Source organism: Variovorax paradoxus NBRC 15149, from assembly GCF_001591365.1.
GTDB lineage: Bacteria > Pseudomonadota > Gammaproteobacteria > Burkholderiales > Burkholderiaceae_C > Variovorax > Variovorax paradoxus.
The window spans coordinates 493395-515559 of record NZ_BCUT01000001.1; the positions used below are offsets into that span (position 1 = coordinate 493395).

The window sequence follows — 22165 nt, forward strand, 5'->3', positions numbered from 1 at the left end:
AATTTAAGGGTGCAACGAACAGGCATCCCGGGGGAAAACATGGAACATGTCCCACGCTCGTCTGCGGGGCTTGGCTCCGCCTGGAACGCGGATCCGCGGCCCTCGACGCCAGACCCTCGCCCGCTGCCGCCATTCGCGCCGAGCGCACCGCGGACATCGAAATGCTTTCATCCCGTTCGCGTGGAGAGCCCATCTCTTTCGCCGCATGCGTTCGCAACCCGCGTTCCGGTTCTGATTGCATGTTGTCCGAGCTGCGCATCAACGCTGCTGGGACTGGACCTGTTGGCGTCGAGGCACCGTCCCGAGCGGATGTACAGCGTCGAACATGCGCAGATGAACAGCATCTGCGACCTGGAAGCCTGTTGCCGCCAGCAGGCGCCTCGCCTGCTGCTGGTGGACATCGCGCTTCTTTCCCCGGAAGGGATCGGCAAGCTGGGCGATCTGCGCCGCCACTTCCCAGCCACCGACTGGCTTCTTGGCTGGGAGCAGCCCTCGGCGAAGGGCCTGGATGCGGCGATCCGGATCCAGGCGCGCGGCTGCGTCGAATGGGAAGCGAGCGCGGAGCAGTTCGCGCAATCGCTCGATGCCGTGCTGGCAGGGATCCTGGGCTTTCCGGGGCCGGTATTGCAGGCACTCTATCTTTCCGTGCTGCGATGGACTGTGGCGGGCGGGCGTCCGGCATCGGGTTCGACGCCGCCTGCAATCCGGCTGACAGCGCGGGAGGACGAGGTGCTGTCGCTGATGCACCGGGACTTGTCCAACAAGCAAATCGCCGAGCAACTCGGGATCAGCGTCAACACGGTCAAGAAGCACCTCGCCCATGTGTTCGCGAAGCAGGGCCAGCACAGCCGCCGCTGGCATCTCGCCCGGCCCGGGCTCGCCGAGCCGGTTCTGGAGAGGTTCATCCCGCAGCGCGAACCGGCAGCCCCGCCATACCCGGCCGACAGGCCTGGCCAGTTGGCTCGGATTGCCTATCGCCTCGAGGGCGCAGGCGCTTCGCCCCTTGCCTGCCCTGCCGGGCAGTCCGATGTCCTCAGGGCTCAGGCCAAGTAGCCCGGCGCCTACAGGCTCGCCGCAATCCGCTCCCGCAGCCAGCGATGCCCCGGGTCGCGATGGCGCCGCTCGTGCCACAGCATCGCCATCTCGTAGCCCGGCACTTCCAGCGGCGCCTCCACCACGCGCAGCCCCGGCGCGCCGCGCGCCAGCCGCTCTGGCAGCATCGCAACCATGTCGGTGCTCGCCAGCACCGACATCATGAAAAGGAAATGCGGCACCGAGAGCGCCACGCGCCGCGCGAGCCCCTGCTGCGCCAGCGCATCGTCCGTGGGCCCGGCAAAGCCGCCGCCGCCGAGCGACACCACCACATGCTCCAGCGCGCAGAACTGCGCAAGCGTGGGCCGGCGCTTCAGGCGCGGATGGCCGGTGCGCCCGGCGAGCACATAGCGCTCGTTGAACAGCACGCGCCGGTGCAGCCCGGACGGCGCGCCCACGCTGGTGTGGAAGAACAGGTCGATCTCGCCCTGCTCCAGCTGCCGCGCCATGCGCGAGGGCACCGCCTCCACCACGGCCAGCCGCGTGTGGGGCGCGGCCGCGCGCAGACCGGCGAGCGCCGGCAGCAGGATCGCCGACTCGGCATAGTCGGCCGCGGCCACGCGCCAGGTGGTGGTCGCCTCGGCGGGGTCGAAGGGTTTGGTGGGCGCCACCGCGCGGCCCAATGATTCGAGCGCTTCGCGCAGCGGCTCGCGCAATTCGTCGGCGCGCGCGGTGGGCCGCATGCCGCGCTGCGCGGGCACCAGAAGCGGATCGCTGAACACCTCGCGCAGCCGGGCGAGCTGCACACTCACCGAGGGCTGCGAGAGGTTCAGGCGCTCGGCGGCACGGGTCACGCTGCGTTCGGCCAGCAGCACGTCGAGCGTGAGCAGCAGGTTGAGGTCGAGCCGCTTGAAATTGTCCATCGCTATTCCTGGAATTCTGAATATTCATTTCCAATATAGCTCGACGAGGCCTAACCTGCCTGCATCTTCATCCGACGAACCATGCAGCCATGAAAATCCTTCTTGTCCATGCCCATCCCGAAGCCCGTTCACTCAACGGCTCGCTCAAACAGTTCATGCGCGAACGTCTCGTGCAGGCCGGGCACGAGGTGCAGGTGTCCGACCTGTACGCCATGCAATGGAAGGCGACCTTGGCCGCCGACGACTTCGCGCATCTCGAGCCCGGCGCACCCTTCGACCCCATCGCCGATTCCCAGCGCGCCTTCGAGGCCGGCACCCAGCGCGAGGAAGTCGCCGCCGAGCAGGCCAAGCTGCTCTGGGCTGACACCGTGATCTTCCAGTTTCCGCTGTGGTGGTACACGATGCCGGCCATCCTCAAGGGCTGGGTCGACCGCGTCTACGCCTACGGCTTTGCCTACGGCGTGGGCGAGCATTCCGACAGGCACTGGGGCGACCGCTTCGGCCAGGGCGTGATGGCCGGCAAGCGCGCGATGCTGGTGGTCACGACCGGCGGCTGGGCCTCGCACTACAGCGCGCGCGGCATCAACGGGCCGATGGACGACCTGCTGTTCCCGATCCACCACGGCATTCTCTACTACCCCGGCTTCGAGGTGCTGCCGCCCTACGTGGTGTACCGCACCGGCAAGGTCGATGCCGCGGCCTACGCGCGCATCACCGAAGAACTGGGCCGCCGGCTCGATACGCTCGCAACCACCGAGCCGATCCCGTTCCGCCCGCAGAACGCCGGCGACTACGAGATTCCCGCGCTCACACTGCGGGGCGACATCGCACCGGGCGAGGCGGGCTTCGCGGTGCACGCCGCGCCGGCCGGCAGGAACTCGGGCTAAGGCAGCACCGGATTCGCCGCCGCGTTGGCAATGGCCGCATCCGCATCGGCGCGCAGCATGAAGCGCCTGGCGACGAGGTCGTTGGCGGCGGCAGTCAGGGCCGCGAGGTAGCCGGCCTGGTCGGTGTAGCGCTCCTGCAGCGAGGGCCGCGGATCGCCGCTGCCCGAACGCTCGACCGCCGTCTTCGCAAACGGAAAGTACGCGCCGAACAAGCCTGCCAGGTCGATGGTGCCCGGCTTGCTGGTGTAGTTCCAGCCGGTGTTGGTGCCCACCGGCACCGCCACGTCGAGGCTGCGGATGCCCGCGATGTCGTTGCCGTCGGCATCCACCTGCGGCACGAGGATGGCGTAGTCGCGGCCGAGGTATGCAGGCGGCACCTGCGTGGCAATGCCGCTCTCGTCTTGCGGCCGGTAGTTCGGCCCCCAGTCGAGCAGCGAATAGGTGTTGACCAGGCCCGTGTAGTTCGCGCCCGGAATGGCCGGAAACTTCAGCTGCTGCGGGCGCACCAGCGTGGCGTCGGCCAGCTTGGGCACCTGGCTGTCGGGCGGCGTGGCGCCCTTGACGACCCAGTCTTCCAGGTTCTGGTAGAGCGCGCGCACCACCGGCACCACGCCGGCGTTCGCATTGGTGGTATAGAGCGCCCCGGCGCTCGCGCCCGGCAGCGAGGGCAGGCCCAGCAGGTGGTGCGTGCTCGCGTAGTAGTAGATGCGCGCGTTGTCCGGCTGCACGAGGTCGGCCGTGCCCCAGGCGTCGGTCAAAAGCGGCGAGCCCTGCAGCACATAGAACTCCGTGCCGCTGATGCCGATGAAGAGCTTGGGGCAGGTGCCGCTCGCCTCGCAGCGCGACAGGATGCCGCCGCGGCGCTGCGCCACGTCGTCCACGTAGTCCTTCGAGAGGCCGCGCGTGCCGGCCTGGCCGAAGGCCGTGTGGTCGGTGCGCACGCCTCCGCCGCCGCCCGGGATCGCGAAGCGCATGTTGATGTTGGTCTGCCGCGCCGCGATCTGCGCGAACACGCCGTCGAACACCTTGCGCCCCGCGAGGTCCTGGTTGAAGCCCAGGTGCACGAAGGTCTTCATGAAGTTGCCGCACTGCGACACGCCCGAGGCAATGGTGTTCCTGATGGCGGCCGCCACCGGGTTGGCGGTGCCCGCGGCATCGCTCGCCTCGCGGTGGAAGAAGGCGATCATGTCGCGCACCGCGGCAAGGCCCAGGCCCATGACCTTCGGGTCCTTCGCGACGTAGACCAGCTCGTACATGTAGGCCGGATCCCATTTGTCGCGCAGGCACACGTTCGTCTCGTCGGGCGTGCCGGGGAACGGTGCGGCGGCGCTGCACTTGGCAAACTTCCAGTCGCTCGCGGGAATGAGCTGGCGCGCATCGGCTTCGTTGATGCGCCGCGTGAGCACGTAGCCGGGTTGCGTGTTGTCCAGGCTCGCGGTCGCATAGGCCTGCATGGCCGCGTTGAACGGCCCGCCGGGCAGCGGCAGCGAATCGTTGCTTGCCGCCGTGGGCAGCAGCTCGGCGCGGTAGGTGCCGGTGATGCTGCTGCCGTCTGCATTGCGGGCCACGGGCACCTTGAGCGTGAGCTTGCCCGCCGCGGCCGGCACATCGCCCTGCCAGGCCGCCGTGAGGAACACGTAGCCGCGCGATGCAAAGTACGGATCGAGGTTGACGATGTTGCCGCGGTTCGGCGCGTCGTAGCGCAGCACGCCGCTGGCCTTGCCCATGTCCTTGGGCTTGAAGAGCACGAAGTCGGAGCTGTACTCGACCTTGCCGTTGGCATTGAGCGGCGCGAGCGACAGGTCCTGGATGATGGCGTTGCGCGCATCCTTCGGATCGACCTCGCCCGTGAAGGTGCCGGTGATCTTCTCGTAGGCGCCGACGCTGCCGAAGGTGCCGGCCACGTCCTCGGTCTTCGAGATCGCGAGCTTGAACTTGGGCGCTTCGGCAGTTGCCGGCGGCGGCGTGGTTGCGGCCGGCGGCGGCAGCACGAAGCCACCGCCCCCTCCACCGCCGCTTCCGCCGCATGCGCTCAGGAAAAGGGCGGCCGAAGCCACCGTGGCAGCCAACAGGCTCCAGCGTTTCATGGTTTGTCTCCTTCGTTGGGGTGTCTGCGCGGTGCCGATCTCCGCTGCGGCCGGTGCGCGCCCTACTCGGCTTCGATGCCGGCGGCCTTCACGATGCGGCCCCACTTCTGCGACTCGGCCGTCTGGAACCTGGCGAGCTCTTCGGGCGAGGTGGTGAACACCTCGGTGCCGGTGGGCTCGTAGAAAGCCGTCTTCGCGGACGCGCTCTTCGCGGCCTTCACCAGCAGTTCGTTGAGCCGCTTGACCACGGCCGGCGGCGTCTTCGCGGGCGCGTAGGCCGCGAACCAGTAGCCCATCTCGTAGCCCTTCACGCCGGCTTCCGAGATGGTGGGCACGTCGGGTGCAAGCAGCGAACGCGCGGCGCTCGAAACGCCCAATGCGCGCAGCTTGCCGGCCTTGACCTGCGGCAGGCCGGTGGCCGCGTCGGTGATCATCATGTGGATCTGGCCGCCCAGCAGGTCGGTGACGGCGAGCGTGTTGCTCTTGTAGGGCACGTGCAGCAGCTTGATGTCGGCCATCTGCTGCAGCAGCTCGCCCGCCATGCGGCTGGACGAACTGCCGCTGCCGAAGCTGTACTTGCCCGGCTCCTTCTTCGCGAGCGCCACGAACTCGGCCACGCTCTTGGCAGGGAACGATGGGTTCACCACCATGATCTGCCCGCCCTTGCCGAGCGCGGTGACGGGCGCGAAGTCTTTCACCGGGTCGTACGGCAGCTTCTTGAACAGGTGCTCGTTGGCGGCATGCGTGGTGTTGGTGGTGATCAGCACGGTGTAGCCATCGGCCGCGGCCTTGGCCACCTGCTGCGAGGCGATGAAGCCGCTGGCGCCGGCCTTGTTGTCGATCACCACGGGCTGCTTCGTTTCGGCCGTGATGCTGTTGCCCAGCGCACGCGCGATCTGGTCGGTGGCGGTGCCGGCCGCAAAGGGCACGACGAAGGTGATGGGCTTTTCCGGGAAGGCCTGCTGCTGTGCGTGGCCCAGCAGCGGCACCAGGGCCAGCGCGGCGGCCGAAAGGGTGAGGGAACGTCGTTTCATTGTTTTGTCTCCGGATGGATGGCTGGTAAAAAAATGGATGGCTGCCGCTACGGCCCCGCCAGCAGCGGCACGAGCGCGCGCGGCACGCGGATGGGCATGTCGAGCAGCAGGAAAGACAGCGCCTTGCCGTGCGCATCGAGGTTCAGCGCATCGTTGACGCCGCCGTCGAGCACCGCGTCGAGCACGAAGTTCATCGCATGCAGCCGGGGCAGCAGGAAGCGCTGCACCCGCGCCGGTGCGCGGTGGCGGAACTGCATCGACACGCGCTCGGGCGTGAGCTGCTCGGCCAGCAAGGCATACAGATCGGGATGCCAGGCGATCACGCTGATGTTGGAGCGGTCGCCCTTGTCGCCGGTGCGGCCGTGGGCCGCGCGGTAGAGCGGCACTTCGATCATCTCGTCGGTCGGTGTGTTCATGCCAGGGCCTCCGCGCCGAGCAGTTCGAAGCGCACCGGCACCGCTTCGCGCGGCAGCAGGCACGACAGGGTGTTGAGCCGCGGCGTGAGCGCGGTGCGCACGCCGCCGCCGCCCGCGGGTCCGCAGGTGTAGAGCGCCATGACCTCGCGCGCCAGGCGCTCGGCCTGCGCGCGCTCCGCATGCGTGGCCGCCACGCGCAGGCGCACGTCGCGCAGGCCCGTGTCGGGCGTGTCCGCGAGCATGCGGCCGGCGTCGTCGCCCAGGATGCTCAGCGCGCCGATCAGGTCCACGCGCAGCGCCAGCCCGTCGAGCCGCTTGCGCAGCACCTCGGCCGCGAGCCGGGCGCGCGCCTCGGCACGCGGCCCCGCGTAGGAAATTTCGCCCTCGGCGAGCCAGCCGCCTTCATGGCAGACATTGACCTTGTAATGGCTCGGCCGCGCGTGGCCGCGCACGCCGGAGAGTTCGACGCGGTCCTCGCCGGGCAGCGCGCGCACTTCGGCTTCTGCGATGTCGGCCACCACGTCGGGCGTGAGGTAGGCGCTCGGGTCGTGCACTTCGTAGAGCAGCTGTTCCTTCACGGTGGCTTCGCTCACGAGGCCGCCGGTGCCGTCAGCCTTGCCGATGGTGCATTGGCCGTCGGCATCGATCTCCGCAATCGGGAAACCCACGTTGTCGAGCCCCGGCACGTCCTTGTAGCCCGGGTCGGCGAAATAGCCGCCGCACACCTGCGCGCCGCATTCGAGCAGGTGGCCTGCCATGGTGGCGCGGCCCAGCCGGTGCCAGTCGTCGGCGCGCCAGCCGAAGTGCGACATGGCGGGGCCAACCGCAAGCGAAGGGTCGGCCACGCGGCCGCACACCACGATCTGCGCGCCGGCGTCGAGCGCGGCGGCAATCGGCTCGGCGCCGATGTAGGCATTGGCGCTGACGATGCGCAGGCCCTCCATCTGCGCGCCCAGCGTTTCATGCAAGAGCGCGCGGTGCGAAGGGCCCGAAAGATCGTCGCCTTCCACCACCGCGATGCGCGGCGCATCGGCGCCCAGTTCGCGCGCCATGCGGGCGATGTGGCGGGCCGCGGCGCGGGGGTTGGCCGCGCCGAAGTTGCTCACGATGCGGATGCCGTGCGCGAGGCTGCGCGCCAGCACGGGCCGCAGCATGGCGTCGAGCAAGGGCTCGTAGCCGGCGTCGGGGTTGTCGCGGCGGCGCAGTTGGGCGAGCGCGAGCGTGCGTTCGGCCAGCGTCTCGAAGATCAGGAAGGCACGCTGGCCGGCCGGGCCGCCGGCGAGCCGCGCGATCAGCGTGTCGACCACCTGCCCCGCCGCATCGGTGCGGTCGCCGGAAAAGCCGGCCGCGCAGCCGATCAGCAGTGGGGGCGGTGCATTGGCATTCATCGAGGCGGACTTTAGGCAGCCCGCCGTCATCCGTAAAATCGAAAATTCGGATCAATTGATCTGAATTCCAGATCGCCCGAAAAATCTCACTGGTCGAGCCGGATGCCACGCCTGGCGATGATCGCGCCCCATTTGCGGCCCTCGCTGTCGATGAACGAGCCGAACTCCTCGGCGGAGCCGCCGCCCGCCACCAGGCCCTGGTTGGCCAGCAGTTCACGCACGGCGGGCTCCTGCAGCACCGTGTTCACATCGGCATTGATGCGGCGAACCACCTCGGGCGGCGTGCCGCTCGCGGTGAAGAGGCCGTTCCACGCCAGCGACTCGAAGCCCGGATAGCCCGACTCCGCCACGGTGGGCAGGTCCTTCATGAGCTCGGAGCGCTTCGCGCTCGTGACCGCGAGCAGCTTGATGCGCTTGCCCTGCACGAGCGGCAGCAGCGCCGGTGCCACGGTGAACAGCGCCTGCGTGTCGCCGGCCGCCACCGAAAGGCCCGCCGGCGGCGATCCGGCATAGGGCACGTGCACCGCCTCGATGCCGGCCACGCTGCGAAACAGCTCCATCGTCAGGTGCGATGAACTCCCCGCGCCCACCGACGCATAGCTGAACGGGTGGCCCTGCTTCTTCGCCCACGCGACGAATTCCGGCAGCGTGTTGGCAGGGTTGCCGGCCTGCACCGCCAGCACGTTGGGCTGCGAGGTGGTGAGCACGATCGGCACCAGGTCGCGTGCGGGCGCATACGGCATGCGGCTGTACATGTAGGGGCCGAAGGCGATCGGCCCGTTGAAGCCGATGCCCAGCGTATGGCCATCGCCCGGCGCCTTGGCCACGGCGTCCATGCCGATCAGGCCGCCCGCACCGGCCTTGGTCTCGATCACGATGGGCTGCTTCCACAGGGGGCGTAGCCGGTCGGCCAGCGTGCGCGCGATCAGGTCGAGCGAACTGCCGGCGGGCGCGGGAACGATCAGGCGTACGGGCTTGGTCGGCCACTCCTGGGCGGAGGCGGCCATTGCCGATGCGCAGGCAAGGAGGAATGCGGCGAGCTTGCTCTTGTTCATTTCGAATCTCTGCTTGGGCCCGCCACCTTACATCGGCCAGGTGCGGCGCCGGCCGGCGCTCCACGCAAAAAAGCCGGGCCCGCTTTCGCAGGCCCGGCCTTCTTGCCTTTCTGCAACTACAGCGGCAGCGCATTGCCGCGTGCGGCGGCATAGGCTTCGGCCCGCACCGTTGCGCGGTCCACCGCACCGGCGACGATCGGCGTGGTGCCCGAGGAGGCCGCTTCGGCGTACGGGTCCGGTGCGCGTGCGGCGGCCACCGCTTCGGCACGCACGGTGTCGCGGTTGTTCATGGCGACCGGCGGATGCATCGGGCCGGCATCGACACCCGTGGCATAGGGATTGCCAATGCGTGCGGCCACCACGGCCCCGGCAGCCACGTTGGCGCGGCTCTCGGCGGTGGTCAGGGGATGGACGCCTTCATAGGTTTCGGCATGGGCGGCGCCGGCGGCGGCAGCGAGGGCCAGTGCGATGGCAGAAAGACGCTTGGCGTTGGAGATGGTCATTCGGATTTCCTTCGATTCAATGATTGGATGGAGGGAGGCTGCGAACCGTTCTTGCTTTTTGGGCTGGTCCGTGAAATCGATTTTGCGATGGCATCCAGGTACAACCTCATGGCGCACGCAATCCCGGCAATCGCGACGTGGAAACAGCCGGCCGCCCTTTGAAGCGATGCGCGAAAGCTGATAGCGATCGGGTCGCGCAGAGGCGCCCATGCCACGCGGCACTTCACAGGCCGCGGCAAGGCCGCTACATTCGACGCCTCGACAAACAACCCGGATCGGAGGTGCGCGATGGAAGACACAGCTATTCATTGCTCCACGATCGGCCGGTTTGTCGGTTCTTCGAAGAGTTGCTGATACAGCCAATTCGACCCTTGCGGCGCTTCCTGGCCGCAACCGCAAACCGCCCGAGATTCAAACGCCGCCGCCGGCAAGCAGTTGCCGGCCGCGATCTGTCCGTTTCCAGAATCCTCAAGGCTCACCATGCTTGAAACCCGCGCCGCGCATCCGCGGCCGTTTTCGATATCCGTTTTCGATCCCCATCAGGCGTCCACCGAAAGCTGGGAGAAGTTCCATCGCTATTGGCAGCTTCGCACCGAGGAAGACCACCCCGGCGAGCGCCGCATCCCCAGCGCCGACACCGAGCGCGCGCTGCGTGAGCACCTGCCGCTGCTGGCCTTCCACCGGGTCCTCGCGAGTTGCGAAGGCGAGTTCATCGGCAGCCTCACGCTGAGCTTTCGCCGCGAAGGCTCGCCGGACCATGCCGCCTTCGCGCCCTATCTCGATGCCTGGGGCGGTGTACTGCGGCCGCACCGGCGGCGCGGCGTGGCCAGCGCACTGCTGCGCGTGCTGCTCGGCTTCATGGAAGCGCAAGGCAAGACCACGGCCAGCATCAAGGCCCACTTGCCCGAAGGGCATGCGTTTCTCGCAGCCATCGGCGCGATCGAGAAGCACCGCGCCGTCGAGAACCGGGCCGCCTTCGATGCACTGCCGTGGGACGAACTCGCCCGCTGGCAATCGCAGGCATTCGCCGCCGGCGGGGGCTTGCGCGCCGAAATCCACGCCGGCCGCGTGCCCTTCGAGCGCCTGGCCAGCCTGATCGCGCCCTTCTCGGCGCTCATCAACGACGCGCCCACCAATGCGCTGGACATGCCGCGCATGCGCTACGAGCTCGAGAACTACCGCACCTGGTATGCCGACATGTCGCAGCGCGGCGGAGAGCACTTTCTGGTGCTGCTGCTCGACGGCGACGAGGTGGCCGCCATGTGCGACGCCAGCTGGGACCAGCGCTTTCCGGACCGCATGTACCAGCAGCTGACGGCCGTGGCGCCGCGCTGGCGCGGCAAGGGCCTGGCCAAGGGCGTGAAGGCCTCCATGCTGGCGCTGGTACGCGAGCGCCACCCGGAGGTCGCCACCGTCATCACCAGCAACGCCGAGGTCAACGCGCCGATGCTCTCCATCAACCACCGGTTGGGCTTCGCGCCGCACAGGCATGATGCGGTCTACCAGATCGGCCCGGAAAGCCTGAGGGCCTTCCTCTCGACCCGCCCGCTGGATCCGATGGAGCGGTACCAATGAAAGCACCACCACGACTGCAGTCGCTGGTCGACGAAGGCCTGATCGACACGGTGGTCCGCCAGCTGATGAGCGGCAAGGAAGCCATGGTCTACGTGGTGCGCTGCGGCGAGGAGACGCGCTGCGCCAAGGTCTACAAGGAAGCCGACAAGCGCAGCTTCCGCCAGGCCGTCGACTACACCGAGAACCGCCGCGTGCGCAATTCGCGCGAAACGCGCGCCATGGCCAAGGGCACGCGCTTCGGCCGCCAGGTGACCGAGGCCATCTGGCAAAGCGCCGAGGTCGATGCGCTCTACCGCCTGGCGGCGGCCGGCGTGCGCGTGCCCGTTCCCTACAACTTCCTGGAAGGCGTGCTGCTGATGGAGCTGGTGACCGATGCCAACGGCGATGCGGCCCCGCGCCTGAACGACGTGGCCTTCACGCGCGAGGAAGCCGTGCAGCACCACGCCAGCCTGCTGAAGGAGGTGGTGCGCATGCTGTGCGCGGGCGTGGTGCACGGCGACCTGTCGGAATTCAACGTGCTGCTCGCGGCCGACGGCCCGGTGGTGATCGACCTGCCGCAGGCGGTGGATGCGGCGGGCAACAACCACGCGAAGCGCATGCTGCTGCGCGACGTGGAGAACCTGCGCAACTTCTTCGGCCAGTTCGCGCCGGAGCTCCTGGGCACGCACTACGGCGACGAGATCTGGCACCTGTACGAGCGCGGCCTGCTGCGCGTCGAGTCGGTGCTGAGCGGCACGCATGCGCGCGACACCGGCCCCGTCGACCTGGGCAACGTGCTGCGCGAGGTGGACGACGCGCGCCAGGAAGAAGCGGCGCGGCGCCTGCGCATGCAGCTGCCCAGGCTCTGACGCGGACCGGCGCGGCCGTCAGGGCCGTTCGTTCTTGAGCTCGCGCAGCTGCGCCTCGGCATGTTCGAGCTCGGCCCGCAGCGCGCGGACGTCGTGCTCCAGCTTGTCGATGCGCGCCGCGCGGCTTTGCGGCGGCTCCGATGCCCGGCAGCGCGCCCGCAGCGCGTCCAGGTTCTCGGCGAGCTGCCGGCGGCGCAGCATCTGGCCCCTGGAGCGGGCCAGGTCCATGTCGTGCTCCAGCGCGGCCTCTTCCGCTTCGCAGGATGAAGCGGCGCCCTCCGCCGGCTCCGCGGCCTGGGCGAATGCGGGTGCGGCCAGCGCCAGCGCCATGCCCAGGAACCAGCGCTCCATGCGCAGTTCGCGCCGCATCCATCGAAGAAGGCCACCATGCCAGGCGAAATCCATTGCACCCACTCCGTTCCATCGGCCTGCCAATGCATGCCGTGGCGCATTCTGTCTCAGGCCAGCGCCTCCACGCACAGCGCCGTGACCTTTCCTGCGACCGAGGGATGCGCCTGAAGCGCATGCAGCGCCAGGTCCATCGTGCCCTGCCGCACCGGCTGCGTGAGCACCAGCAGCTGTGCGCCCATGCCGGGCTGCGCAGCCGCCAGCGCCACCTGCTGCACCGGCACCTGCTGCCCCGCCAGCCAGCCCGACACCGCCTCGATCTGGCTGGCGGCTTGCACGGGGATGCGCAGGTAGTGCGCGCCGCATGCCTCGGCGCGGGGCAGCGCCGGCAACGCGCTCATCGCGTGCGCATGAAAGCCCAGGTGCGGCACGCGCTGTGCGGCATGGGTGCCGTCCAGCCGCGCCACATCGACCAGGTCGGCAATCACCGCCGATGCGGTCTGTTCGGAGCCGGCGCCCGCGCCGTAGTACATCGTCACGCCGGACGCATCGCCCTTGACCATCACGGCATTCATCGACCCGCTCACATGCGCCATCAGGTGCGATGCGGGCACCAGCGCGGGCTGCACGCGCAGCTCCACGCCCTCCTCCCGGCGCCGCGCCACACCCAGCAGCTTGATGCGGTAGCCCAGCTGCTCGGCAGAGGCCACGTCCACCCGCTCGAGTGCCGTGATGCCTTGCACCTGCACATCGGCAAGCCGCACGGTGGTGCCGAAGGCATTGGCGGCCAGCAGCGTGAGCTTGTGCGCGGCGTCGATGCCTTCGATGTCGAAGGCCGGATCGGCCTCCGCATAGCCGAGCGCCTGGGCCTGCGCGAGCGCGGCTGCGAAGTCCAGGCCTTCATCCCTCATCTTGCTCAGGATGAAGTTGGTGGTGCCGTTGATGATGCCCGCCACCCACTCGATGCGGTTGGCCGCGAGGCCCTCGCGCAGCGCCTTGACAATGGGAATGCTCACCGCCACCGCGCCCTCGTAGGCCACGGCCACCCCATGCCGCCGGGCCGCGGCAAAGATCTCGGCGCCATGCACCGCCAGCAGGGCCTTGTTGGCCGTGACCACGTGCTTGCCGTGCGCGATGGCGGCCAGCACCCATTCGCGCGCCGGGCCGGTGCCGCCGGCCACTTCCACCACCACGTCGACATCGGGATGGGTGGCCACGCGCAGCGGGTCGTCCGTGAGCGGAACATCCGCGCCCACGATGGCGGCGGCGCGCACCAGGTTGCGCGCGGCCACCATCACCAGCTCGATGGGCCGGCCCGCCCGGCCCGCGATCTCGGCCTGGTTGCGCGCCAGCACCCGGAATGTGCCCGAGCCGACGGTGCCGATGCCGATCATCCCCACGCGCAGCGCACGGATGGCCGCGGGGCGGCTGGGCAGGGGTTCGAGGGACTGGACTGGATCGCGGTACATGGACATCTCCGGATGAAAAACAAGAAACCCAGCTGCCAGAGCTGGGTTTCATTCATTCGGGGAAGAAGAGCGATACACCAGGTGGCTGCCGAAACGGCCACCTGCGCGTGCTCAGGTGGCCGCGGTGGTAATGGTGGTAATCATTCGTGCAACCAATGACCCCTCCGCCCGCGCGAAGGCAGGCGGCATCATGCGGGCCATGGAGGCTGCGCAGACGGTGGAGGGGAAGGATTGGCACGGCATGAAGCCGCCAGTGTACAGGAGCGGGCCGGACCCGCTTCGACGGCTGGCGCGCCCAGCCTGCGGAATTTCGGGGAGCAGGCCTACAGCAGGCGTGCGGCCGCAGGCCTAGTGTGCTGGGCAAAGAACTGCATCATCCAGGAGGCAGCATCATGAAGAATTTCGTTCTGGAGCCCCGCATGCGCTCGAGCATCGGCGGCGCTTTCTACCCCACAGGCTACTCGATGGTGATGTTCCCGAGCACGGAGGACGCCAACCGCATCGGCCACAAGCTGATCGAGAACGGCGTGAGCGGCGACGAGATCTACCTGCTTCCCGCGGCCACGATCCTGGAGGAGATCTCGCCCACCGTGAGGGAAGCCGACGAGCCGCTGCCGTCGGCCGGCACCGACGCGGCCACCGTGCGTGCCTACACCAAGCTGGCGCGCGAAGGCCATGCCGGCCTCCTGGTCAGAACGAAGCACGAAGAGGACGCCAACCGCCTGATGGAACTGGTGCGCACCGTGCCCTATTCGATCGCGCAGCGCTATCGCACGCTGGTCATCGAAGACCTTTGACCCAAACCCTCTGCTCGATCGATCCGCCGGCGGCTCAGGCGGCCGCCGCTGCGCGCCGCACCACGTCGCGCGCCATGGCCTGCGCGAGTTCCTGTTCGCCCAGGAAGACCGTGGCGGCCATCTCGCGCGTCAGCAGCCCGGCTTCTTCCTCGTTGTGGCTGCGGATCACGGTTTCGATGGCCGGATTGAGGGTGCGGGCGGTTTCCATCATCTGCCGCACGTTCATGGCGTCCGGGATGGCCACCACCAGCACGCGGGCACGCGCGATGTGCGCCTGGATCAGCACGGCCGGATCGGCCGCGTCGCCCCAGACGGCCGCCACGCCGGCCTCGCGCAGCTTCTCCACCAGCTCGCGGTTCTGCTCCGCCACCACGTAGGGAATGTCGTGCGCCTCCAGTTCGGACGCGATGCGGCGCCCGACGCGGCCATAGCCCACCAGCACCACCTGCCTGGACAGGTAACGGGCTTCGGTGGTGGTCGGCAGTTCGGCCAGCGGATGGTCGTGCGATTCGAGGCTGCGCGCCGCCGGGAAGCGGCCGTGCAGCCATTTCTCGATCGGTGCGACCAGGCTGAACCACAGCGGATTGGTGGCAATGGAAATCAGTGCGCCGGCCAGGATCAGGCTCTGCCCCTCCACCGGCAGCAGGCCGAGCGAGACGCCGAGCCCCGCAAGAATGAACGAGAACTCCCCGATCTGCGCAAGGCTCGCGCTCACGGTGAGCGCCGTGCCCAGCGGATAGCGGAACGCCAGCACCAGCGCGCAGGCGGCCAGCGACTTGCCCAGCACGATCACGCCCACCACCGCCAGCACCTGCAGCGGCCGCTCGACGAGCACCGAGGGATCGAAGAGCATGCCCACCGACACGAAGAACAGCACCGCGAAGGCATCGCGCAGCGGCAGCGACTCCTGCGCCGCGCGGTGGCTGAATTCGGATTCGCGCATCACCATGCCCGCGAAGAAAGCGCCCAGCGCAAACGACACGCCGAACAGCGCCGCCGACGCAAAGGCGATGCTGACCGCCGCCGCGATCACGCACAGCGTGAACAGCTCGCGCGAGCCGGTGCGCGTGACCTGCCAGAGAATCCAAGGAAACGCGCGCCGCCCCACCACCAGCATCAGCGCCACGAACCCGCCCACCTGCAGCAGCGTGACGCCGAGCGTCTGCCACAGCGGATCGGCGTTGGCCGAATCGCCCGCCTGGCCGCCCAGCGCCCCCGCGAGCGGCGGCATCAGCACCAGGACCAGCACCATGGCGAGGTCCTCGACCACCAGCCAGCCGACCGCGATGCGCCCGGTGAACGAATCGAGAATGCCCAGGCTCTCGAGCGCGCGCAGCAGCACGACCGTGCTTGCCACCGACAGCGCCAGGCCGAAGACCAGCGCCTCGCCCCACGACCAGTCCCAGCAGAGCGCCAGTGCACCGCCCAGCACCGTGGCCACCGCGATCTGCGCGAGTGCGCCCGGCAGCGCGATCTTGCGCACCGCCAGCAGGTCGTCGAGCGAAAAATGCAGGCCCACGCCGAACATCAGCAGCATCACGCCGATCTCGGCCAGCTGCGCCGCAATGCCCGCATCGGCCACGAAGCCCGGCGTGAACGGCCCGATGATCACGCCCGCGAGCAGGTAGCCCACCAGCGCCGGCAGCCGCAGCCGCAGCGCCAGGAAACCCAGCACGAGCGCCAGCCCCAGGCCGGCGGCAATCGTGTTGATCAGGGAAACGCTGTGGGGCATTGCTCCATTTTGCAGGAACGATGCGCCCCTCTGGCTTCACACGGGCATCAATCGGCCATCTTTGCGATGCGTGCGCCTTCGAGCACTTCGGGCTCCTGCGACTCGACCCAGCTCTCGTTGTTGAGCCCGGCGTGCAGCCGCTCGGTGTCGAGCTCGTTGGTCCACTTGGCCACCACGATGGTGGCCACGCCGTTGCCGATCAGGTTGGTCAGCGCACGCGCCTCCGACATGAAGCGGTCGATGCCCAGGATCAGCGCCAGGCCCGCCACCGGCACATGGCCCACGGCCGACAGCGTGGCCGCCAGCACGATGAAGCCGCTGCCCGTGACGCCCGCCGCGCCCTTGGAGGTGAGCAGCAGCACGGCCAGCAGCGTGATCTCCTGCATCAGCGTCATCGGCGTGTTGGTGGCCTGCGCAATGAACACGGCCGCCATCGTGAGGTAGATGGAGGTGCCGTCGAGGTTGAAGGAGTAGCCAGTGGGAATCACCAGGCCCACGCAGGTCTTGTTGGCGCCCAGGTTTTCCATCTTCTCCATCATGCGCGGCAGCACCGACTCGGAGGACGAGGTGCCCAGCACGATCAGCAGCTCTTCCTTGATGTACTTGATGAACTTCCAGATGCTGAAGCCGTGGAAGCGCGCAATGAGCCCGAGCACCACGAAGATGAACAAGAGGCAGGTCAGGTAGAAGGTGCCCATCAGCTTGCCGAGCGAGAACAGGCTGCCCAGGCCGTACTTGCCGATGGTGAAGGCCATCGCGCCGAAGGCGCCGATGGGCGCCAGCTTCATGATGTAGCCCACGATCACGAAGAGCACGTGCGAGCCCTTCTCGATCACGTCGAACACCAGCGTGCCGCGCCCGCCGAAGCGGTGCAGCGCAAAGCCGAACAGCACCGCGATCAGCAGCACCTGCAGGATCTCGCCCTTGGCGAAGGCGTCGACCAGCGTGCTGGGAATGACGTTGAGCAGGAAGTCGACCGTGCCCGTCATCTTGCCCGGGCCGGTATAGGACGCGAGCGCCTTGGTGTCGAGCGTGGACGGGTCGATGTTCATGCCCGCGCCGGGCTTGAGCAGGTTGACCAGCACGAGGCCCACCACCAGTGCGATGGAGCTCACGATTTCGAAGTACAGGAGCGCCAGCCCGCCGGTCTTGCCGACCTTCTTCATGTCTTCCATGCCCGCGATGCCCACCACCACGGTGCAGAAGATGATCGGCGCGATGATCATCTTGATGAGCTTGATGAAGCCATCGCCCAGCGGCTTCATGGCCTCGCCCAGCGCCGGCTGGAAGTGGCCGAGCAGCACGCCGATGATCACCGCCGTGATCACCTGCACGTAGAGCGAACGATAGAGCGGGAGCTTTCTGGTGGGTGTGATTGTTGTGTCTGCCATGTTGCCTCCGGAGGGGTTGGAAACTGTAGAACCGAATCGACCGCTTCTCTGATACGTAGAAGCCACATCGCAGAAATGAAAAAACCCGCCTCGGCGGGTCTTTTCGATCAGCTTCTCGTCAGCATGATCAGTGCATGTGCAGGCCGCCGTTGACCGAGAAGTCGGCGCCCGTGCTGTAGCCGCCCTCGTCGGTGGCAAGCCACGCGATGATGGAAGCAATTTCGCTCGGCTCGCCCAGGCGCTTGACCGGAATGGTGGCCACGATCTTGTCGAGCACTTCCTGGCGGATGGCCTTGACCATGTCGGTGCCGATGTAGCCCGGGCTCACGGTGTTGACCGTGACGCCCTTGCTCGCCAGCTCCTGCGCCAGCGCCATCGTGAAGCCGTGCATGCCGGCCTTGGCCGCCGAATAGTTGGTCTGCCCCGCCTGGCCCTTGGCGCCATTGACCGAGCTGATGTTGATGATGCGGCCCCAGCCCTTCTCGACCATGTCGCCCACCACCTGCTTGGTGACGTTGAACATGCTGTTGAGGTTGGTCTCGATGACCGCGCTCCAGTCCTCGGGCGTCATTTTCAGGAACATGCGGTCCCGCGTGATGCCGGCGTTGTTGACCAGCACGTCGATGGGACCGTGCGCTGCCTTGGCGGCCGAAAAGGCCTCGACGGTGGACTGCCAGTCGCCGACATTGCCGACCGACGCATGGAACTCGAAGCCCAAGGCCTTCTGCTCGGCCAGCCATTTGGCATGATCGCGCGTGGGGCCGCAGCCTGCGACGACAGTGAAGCCGTCCTTGTGAAGGCGTTGGCAGATGGCTGTTCCGATGCCACCCATGCCCCCGGTGACATATGCAACTTTCTTGCTCATGATTTTTTCCTTGATGTGTGCGAAAAGCCTGAACGGCCGCCTTCACTCTAGCGAGTTTCAAGCCGTCGAACTCTGAGGAAAACACTGAGCCGAGCTTGCAACCAGCTGTCACGGCGCGGCCGCATGTGCAACCATATTGCATAAGTCCGCCGCCGTCCCGCACACCCCTTTGCTTCCAAGGAGTTCGAAAGTATGAATTTCGAAAACGCCGGGCAACGCCCCCATGCCTGACATCGCCGGCCTCGAGCCGCTTTCCATCCTCGCCGGCCGTGTCGGCGCCATCCTGCGCGAGCGGCGCCAGACCGTGGCGGTGGCCGAATCCTCGGCCGGCGGCCTGGTGTCAGCCGCCCTGCTCGCCATTCCGGGTGCCTCGGCTTTCTTCCTCGGCGGCGCGGTCGTCTACTCGCGCCGGGCCGGAAAAGCGCTGCTAGGGCTGACGGCCGAAGACATGGCCGGCATGCGCGCGGAAACCGAACCCTATGCCAGCTTCATTGCAGGCAGGATCCGGGGCAGCCACCGCGCCACCTGGGGCATTGCCGAAAGCGGCGCGGCCGGCCCGTCCGGCAGTCCGTATGGCGACGCGCCGGGGCATGTGTGCGTGGCCGTCGCCGGAGAGGCTGCGGCCAGCCGGACGATCGAAACCGCCGATGCGGACCGCGCGTCGAACATGGATGTCTTTGCGCGGCAACTGCTCCTGCTGTTCCACCAGACGCTGCTGGCGCAGGATCGCCGAGCGCCAGGCTCCTAGTCCGCCTGCACCCCCGCCGCCTTGATCACCTTCCCCCACTTCTCGGTCTCGGCCGCCAGGTGGGTGCGCAGTGCTTCGGGCGTCACCTTGTCCATCGGCACGGCCTCGGTGCTCAGCTCGGCGAAGCGGTGCTTGACCATGTCGTCCTGCAGCGCGGCGCGCAGGGCCGTGTTGAGCTTTTCCATCACGGCCGGCGGCGTGCCCTTGGGCGCGTAGATGCCGTGCCACACCTTCACGTCGAAACCCTTGAGGCCCTGCTCGTCGAGCGTGGGAATGCTGGGCATGCTGGACAGGCGCTTCGGCGTGGTCACGCCGAACACCTTGACGCGGTTGCCGTCCTTGATGACCGGCGCGGTCTGCGTGGTCTGGTCGCACAGCAGGTCGACCTGTCCGCCCATCAGGTCGTTGAGCGCCGGGCCGGCGCCCTTGTAGGGCACGGTGGTGAGCTGCACCCCGATCTGGTGCGCCAGCAGCATGCCGCACAGCTGCGAGACCGCGCCGATGCCGGCGTTGGCAAGCGTGACCTTGTCCTTGTGGGTCTTCACGTAGGCCAGCAGTTCCTGGAAGTTGCTGGCCGGAAAGTCCTTGCGCGAGAGCAGGGTCATGGGCACGTCCATCACCTGGCCCACGTATTCGAAATCCTTCAGCGGGTCGTAGTTGAGCTTCTTGTAGAGCGCGGGCGCGGTGGCCATGCCCATGTGGTGGATCAGGATGGTGTAGCCGTTGGGCGCCGCCTTGGCCACGCGCGCGGGCGCGATGGTGCCGCCCGCGCCCACGGTGTTCTCGACGATCACGGTCTGCCCGAGCGACTTGCCCATGGGAATCGCGAGCATGCGCGCGACCACGTCGGTGGGGCCGCCGGCCGAGTACGGCACGACCATGGTGATGGGCTTCTCGGGCCAGGGCGCCTGCGCGGCGGCCGGCGCTTGCGCGGCCAGCAGGCCTGCGCCCCATGCCGCGGCCAGCAGGGTGCGGCCCTTCCAGTTCTTCTTCAGATTCACTTGCTTGTCTCCTTGGTTGTTGGATGCCTGTCTTGTTCCGCAGCGAGCGCCTGCAGCCGTTCGGCCAGGCGAACCACCGGCGCGTCGACCATGCGGCCGTCGAGGCTGGCGACGCCGCCGCCAGCCGACCGCACGGCCTCGATCACGCGGCGCGCCCATGCGAGCTCGCCGTCGCTCGGGCCGAGCGCGGCCTGCACCGGCGCGACCTGGTCGGGGTGGATGCACAGCTTGGCGCCGAAGCCGCCGCGCCGCGCGCGTGCGGTGTCGGCGGCCAGGCGCTGCGCATCGCGCCAGTCGGCCGTCACGCCGTCGATCGGCGCGGGCAGCCCGGTGCGGCGCGAGGCCAGCAGCAGCGCCAGGCGCACCGGCACCAGCTCGGCTTCGTCCGCATCGCAGGCCAGCCCGACATCGGCCTGGAAATCGAGGTTGCCGAAGGCGAGCCGCAGCACCTGTGGCGCCGCCGCGAGCTCGTCGACCGCCGCGAGGCCGGCCGCCGATTCGACGAGCGGCACGAGCACCCCTCGAGGACCGATGGCTTCGGCCAGCAGCCGCAGGTCGCCGGCCCGCTCCGCCTTGGGCAGCACCACGCCCGCAATCAGCCCCTGCAAGACCAGCCCGGCCACGGCCACGCAGTCGTCCTCGTGCCAGGGCGTGCCTGCGGCATTGATGCGCACCAGCAGGCGCTGCCGGCCGGCCGCGGGCAGCGCGGCGAACGACGCCGCGAGGCCTTCGCGCGCCGCGGCCTTGCGCTCGGGTGCCACCGCATCCTCCAGGTCGACGATCACCGCGCCCGCGCCGGTGGCCAGCGCGCGCGCGTGGCGCTCGGGCCGGTCGGCCGGCACGAAGAGAAAGGCGCGCGCCAGCGCGAGCGCTGCCGTGCTCACACCGCCCCCGCCTCGCGCAGCGCCGCGATGTCCGCCTCGCTGCGGCCCAGGCTGCGCAGGATGGCGTCGGTGTGCTGGCCCACGGCCGGTATCGCGTCCATGCGGTAGTCGAAGGCGCTCTGGCGGCCGGCCGGCAGCAGCGCCGGAATGTCGCCGGCCGGCGAGCCCACCTGCCGCCAGCGCTCGCGCGCCTGCAATTGCGGATGCGCCCACAGCCCGGCCATGTCGTTCATGCGCGCATTGGCGATCTGCGCCGCATCGAGGCGCTCGACCACCTGCGCGGTGCCGAGCGCGGCGAAGGTCTCGACGATGATCGCGCGCAGCGCGTCGCGGTTCTCGTTGCGCCGCGCATTGCTGTCGAAGCGCGCGTCGGTGGCAAGCCCCGCCTGCAGCAGCACCTTCTCGCAGAACACACGCCATTCGCGCTCGTTCTGCAGGCCCAGCATCACCGTGCCGCCGTCGCCCGCGGGAAAGGGACCGTAGGGATAGATGGTGGCGTGCGAGGCCGCGCTGCGCGGCGGCGGCGGCGCGCCTTCGTAGGCGTAGTACATCGGGTAGCCCATCCACTCGGCGAGCGATTCGAGCATCGACACGTCGATGTGCGAGCCCTTGCCGGTCTTGCCGCGCTGCAGCAGCGCCGCGAGGATGCCGGTGTAGGCATACATGCCCGCCGCGATGTCGGCGATGGAATTGCCCGACTTGCAGGGATCGTCCGGCGTGCCGGTGACCGAGAGAAAACCCGCCTCGCTCTGGATCAGCAGGTCGTAGGCCTTCTTGTCGCGGTACGGGCCGTCGTCGCCATAGCCCGAGATGTCGCAGACGATGAGCCGCGGATGCAGGGCCTGCAGCGCCTCGGCGCCCAGGCCCATGCGCGCGGCCGCGCCGGGCGCGAGGTTCTGCACCAGCACGTCGGCCTCGGCCACCAGCGCCTGCAGCACCGCGAGCGCGGCAGGCTGCTTGAGGTCGAGCGTGAGGCTTTCCTTGGAGCGGTTCACCCACACGAAGTGCGAGGCCTCGCCGCCCACGCGTGCGTCGTAGGCGCGCGCGAAGTCGCCGGCGCCGGGGCGCTCCACCTTGATGACGCGGGCGCCGAGGTCGGCCAGCTGCCGGGTGCAGAAAGGCGCGGCGATCGCGTGCTCGAGCGAAACCACGGTGATGCCGTCGAGAGGTCTTGTCATGGAC

The 22165-nt window shown here is 68.6% G+C and carries 21 protein-coding genes; 6 read left to right on the forward strand and 15 right to left on the reverse strand.

The window, feature by feature from the left end:
• The first annotated feature begins 309 nt into the window (after positions 1 to 309).
• Positions 310 to 1053, forward strand: coding sequence for a helix-turn-helix transcriptional regulator (locus tag VPA02S_RS02260; protein ID WP_018902845.1), 744 nt, complete (start codon positions 310 to 312; stop codon positions 1051 to 1053).
• Between the two features lie 8 nt (positions 1054 to 1061).
• Here VPA02S_RS02260 and VPA02S_RS02265 read toward each other — a convergent pair whose 3' ends face one another.
• Positions 1062 to 1955 carry a LysR family transcriptional regulator gene (locus VPA02S_RS02265; RefSeq protein WP_018902846.1) on the reverse strand — a complete coding sequence of 298 codons (894 nt, stop codon included), beginning with the start codon at positions 1953 to 1955 and terminating at the stop codon, positions 1062 to 1064.
• A gap of 89 nt (positions 1956 to 2044) precedes the next feature.
• On the opposite strand from VPA02S_RS02265, the gene VPA02S_RS02270 reads away from it, so the two are divergent.
• Positions 2045 to 2842: an NAD(P)H-dependent oxidoreductase gene (locus tag VPA02S_RS02270; RefSeq protein ID WP_018902847.1), complete on the forward strand. Its 798-nt coding sequence runs from the start codon at positions 2045 to 2047 to the stop codon at positions 2840 to 2842.
• On the opposite strand, the gene VPA02S_RS02275 is transcribed toward VPA02S_RS02270, so the two are convergent.
• From VPA02S_RS02275 to VPA02S_RS02300, 6 genes are all read right to left on the reverse strand, one after another.
• Positions 2839 to 4929 carry an alpha/beta hydrolase domain-containing protein gene (locus VPA02S_RS02275; RefSeq protein ID WP_018902848.1) on the reverse strand — a complete coding sequence of 697 codons (2091 nt, stop codon included), beginning with the start codon at positions 4927 to 4929 and terminating at the stop codon, positions 2839 to 2841. The genes VPA02S_RS02270 and VPA02S_RS02275 overlap by 4 nt on opposite strands.
• A gap of 62 nt (positions 4930 to 4991) precedes the next feature.
• The gene (locus tag VPA02S_RS02280; RefSeq protein WP_018902849.1) at positions 4992 to 5963 is read right to left on the reverse strand and encodes a Bug family tripartite tricarboxylate transporter substrate binding protein; all 972 of its coding nucleotides are present in this window, start codon (positions 5961 to 5963) and stop codon (positions 4992 to 4994) included.
• A gap of 47 nt (positions 5964 to 6010) precedes the next feature.
• Positions 6011 to 6379 carry an AtuA-related protein gene (locus tag VPA02S_RS02285; protein WP_018902850.1) on the reverse strand — a complete coding sequence of 123 codons (369 nt, stop codon included), beginning with the start codon at positions 6377 to 6379 and terminating at the stop codon, positions 6011 to 6013.
• Complete coding sequence (locus tag VPA02S_RS02290) at positions 6376 to 7767, reverse strand: acyclic terpene utilization AtuA family protein (RefSeq protein ID WP_026283792.1); 1392 nt, start codon at positions 7765 to 7767, stop codon at positions 6376 to 6378. Before VPA02S_RS02290 ends, VPA02S_RS02285 begins: the two co-directional genes overlap by 4 nt.
• Positions 7768 to 7853: 86 nt before the next feature.
• Positions 7854 to 8822, reverse strand: coding sequence for a Bug family tripartite tricarboxylate transporter substrate binding protein (locus tag VPA02S_RS02295; RefSeq protein ID WP_018902852.1), 969 nt, complete (start codon positions 8820 to 8822; stop codon positions 7854 to 7856).
• A gap of 116 nt (positions 8823 to 8938) precedes the next feature.
• Positions 8939 to 9325: a hypothetical protein gene (locus tag VPA02S_RS02300; protein WP_018902853.1), complete on the reverse strand. Its 387-nt coding sequence runs from the start codon at positions 9323 to 9325 to the stop codon at positions 8939 to 8941.
• Positions 9326 to 9805: 480 nt separating this feature from the next.
• On the opposite strand from VPA02S_RS02300, the gene VPA02S_RS02305 reads away from it, so the two are divergent.
• Together VPA02S_RS02305 and VPA02S_RS02310 are read left to right on the forward strand one after the other, a co-directional pair.
• The gene (locus tag VPA02S_RS02305) at positions 9806 to 10900 is read left to right on the forward strand and encodes a GNAT family N-acetyltransferase (RefSeq protein ID WP_018902855.1); all 1095 of its coding nucleotides are present in this window, start codon (positions 9806 to 9808) and stop codon (positions 10898 to 10900) included.
• The gene (locus VPA02S_RS02310) at positions 10897 to 11748 is read left to right on the forward strand and encodes a PA4780 family RIO1-like protein kinase (RefSeq protein ID WP_018902856.1); all 852 of its coding nucleotides are present in this window, start codon (positions 10897 to 10899) and stop codon (positions 11746 to 11748) included. The genes VPA02S_RS02305 and VPA02S_RS02310 overlap by 4 nt, the downstream gene beginning before the upstream one ends.
• Before the next feature lie 18 nt (positions 11749 to 11766).
• On the opposite strand, the gene VPA02S_RS02315 is transcribed toward VPA02S_RS02310, so the two are convergent.
• Both VPA02S_RS02315 and VPA02S_RS02320 read right to left on the reverse strand, forming a co-directional pair.
• Positions 11767 to 12153, reverse strand: coding sequence for a DUF1090 family protein (locus tag VPA02S_RS02315; protein ID WP_018902857.1), 387 nt, complete (start codon positions 12151 to 12153; stop codon positions 11767 to 11769).
• Between the two features lie 53 nt (positions 12154 to 12206).
• Positions 12207 to 13565 carry a homoserine dehydrogenase gene (locus VPA02S_RS02320; protein ID WP_018902858.1) on the reverse strand — a complete coding sequence of 453 codons (1359 nt, stop codon included), beginning with the start codon at positions 13563 to 13565 and terminating at the stop codon, positions 12207 to 12209.
• A 392-nt stretch (positions 13566 to 13957) separates the two neighbouring features.
• Between VPA02S_RS02320 and VPA02S_RS02325 the strand changes: the two genes are divergently transcribed.
• Complete coding sequence (locus VPA02S_RS02325) at positions 13958 to 14362, forward strand: hypothetical protein (RefSeq protein ID WP_018902859.1); 405 nt, start codon at positions 13958 to 13960, stop codon at positions 14360 to 14362.
• A 34-nt stretch (positions 14363 to 14396) separates the two neighbouring features.
• Here the strand turns inward: VPA02S_RS02325 and VPA02S_RS02330 are convergent, their stop codons facing one another.
• From VPA02S_RS02330 to phbB, 3 genes are all read right to left on the reverse strand, one after another.
• A complete protein-coding gene (locus tag VPA02S_RS02330) occupies positions 14397 to 16094 on the reverse strand; it encodes a cation:proton antiporter domain-containing protein (protein ID WP_018902860.1) in 1698 nt (565 codons plus the stop codon).
• Between the two features lie 47 nt (positions 16095 to 16141).
• Positions 16142 to 17485 carry a dicarboxylate/amino acid:cation symporter gene (locus tag VPA02S_RS02335; RefSeq protein WP_012747163.1) on the reverse strand — a complete coding sequence of 448 codons (1344 nt, stop codon included), beginning with the start codon at positions 17483 to 17485 and terminating at the stop codon, positions 16142 to 16144.
• 127 nt (positions 17486 to 17612) lie between these two features.
• Positions 17613 to 18350 (reverse strand): acetoacetyl-CoA reductase, encoded by a 738-nt coding sequence (phbB, locus tag VPA02S_RS02340; RefSeq protein WP_012747162.1) that lies wholly within the window; start codon positions 18348 to 18350, stop codon positions 17613 to 17615.
• Between the two features lie 223 nt (positions 18351 to 18573).
• On the opposite strand from phbB, the gene VPA02S_RS02345 reads away from it, so the two are divergent.
• Positions 18574 to 19098 (forward strand): CinA family protein, encoded by a 525-nt coding sequence (locus tag VPA02S_RS02345; RefSeq protein ID WP_062361889.1) that lies wholly within the window; start codon positions 18574 to 18576, stop codon positions 19096 to 19098.
• Here the strand turns inward: VPA02S_RS02345 and VPA02S_RS02350 are convergent.
• Genes VPA02S_RS02350 through VPA02S_RS02360 form a run of 3 tightly spaced genes read right to left on the reverse strand, consistent with a single transcriptional unit; the run spans position 19095 to position 22161 of the window.
• Positions 19095 to 20099: a tripartite tricarboxylate transporter substrate binding protein BugD gene (locus VPA02S_RS02350; protein WP_062361892.1), complete on the reverse strand. Its 1005-nt coding sequence runs from the start codon at positions 20097 to 20099 to the stop codon at positions 19095 to 19097. The genes VPA02S_RS02345 and VPA02S_RS02350 overlap by 4 nt on opposite strands.
• A complete protein-coding gene (locus tag VPA02S_RS02355) occupies positions 20096 to 20983 on the reverse strand; it encodes an HpcH/HpaI aldolase/citrate lyase family protein (RefSeq protein WP_062361894.1) in 888 nt (295 codons plus the stop codon). The genes VPA02S_RS02350 and VPA02S_RS02355 overlap by 4 nt, the downstream gene beginning before the upstream one ends.
• Complete coding sequence (locus tag VPA02S_RS02360) at positions 20980 to 22161, reverse strand: CaiB/BaiF CoA transferase family protein (RefSeq protein WP_062364387.1); 1182 nt, start codon at positions 22159 to 22161, stop codon at positions 20980 to 20982. The genes VPA02S_RS02355 and VPA02S_RS02360 overlap by 4 nt, the downstream gene beginning before the upstream one ends.
• Between the last annotated feature and the right edge of the window lie 4 nt (positions 22162 to 22165).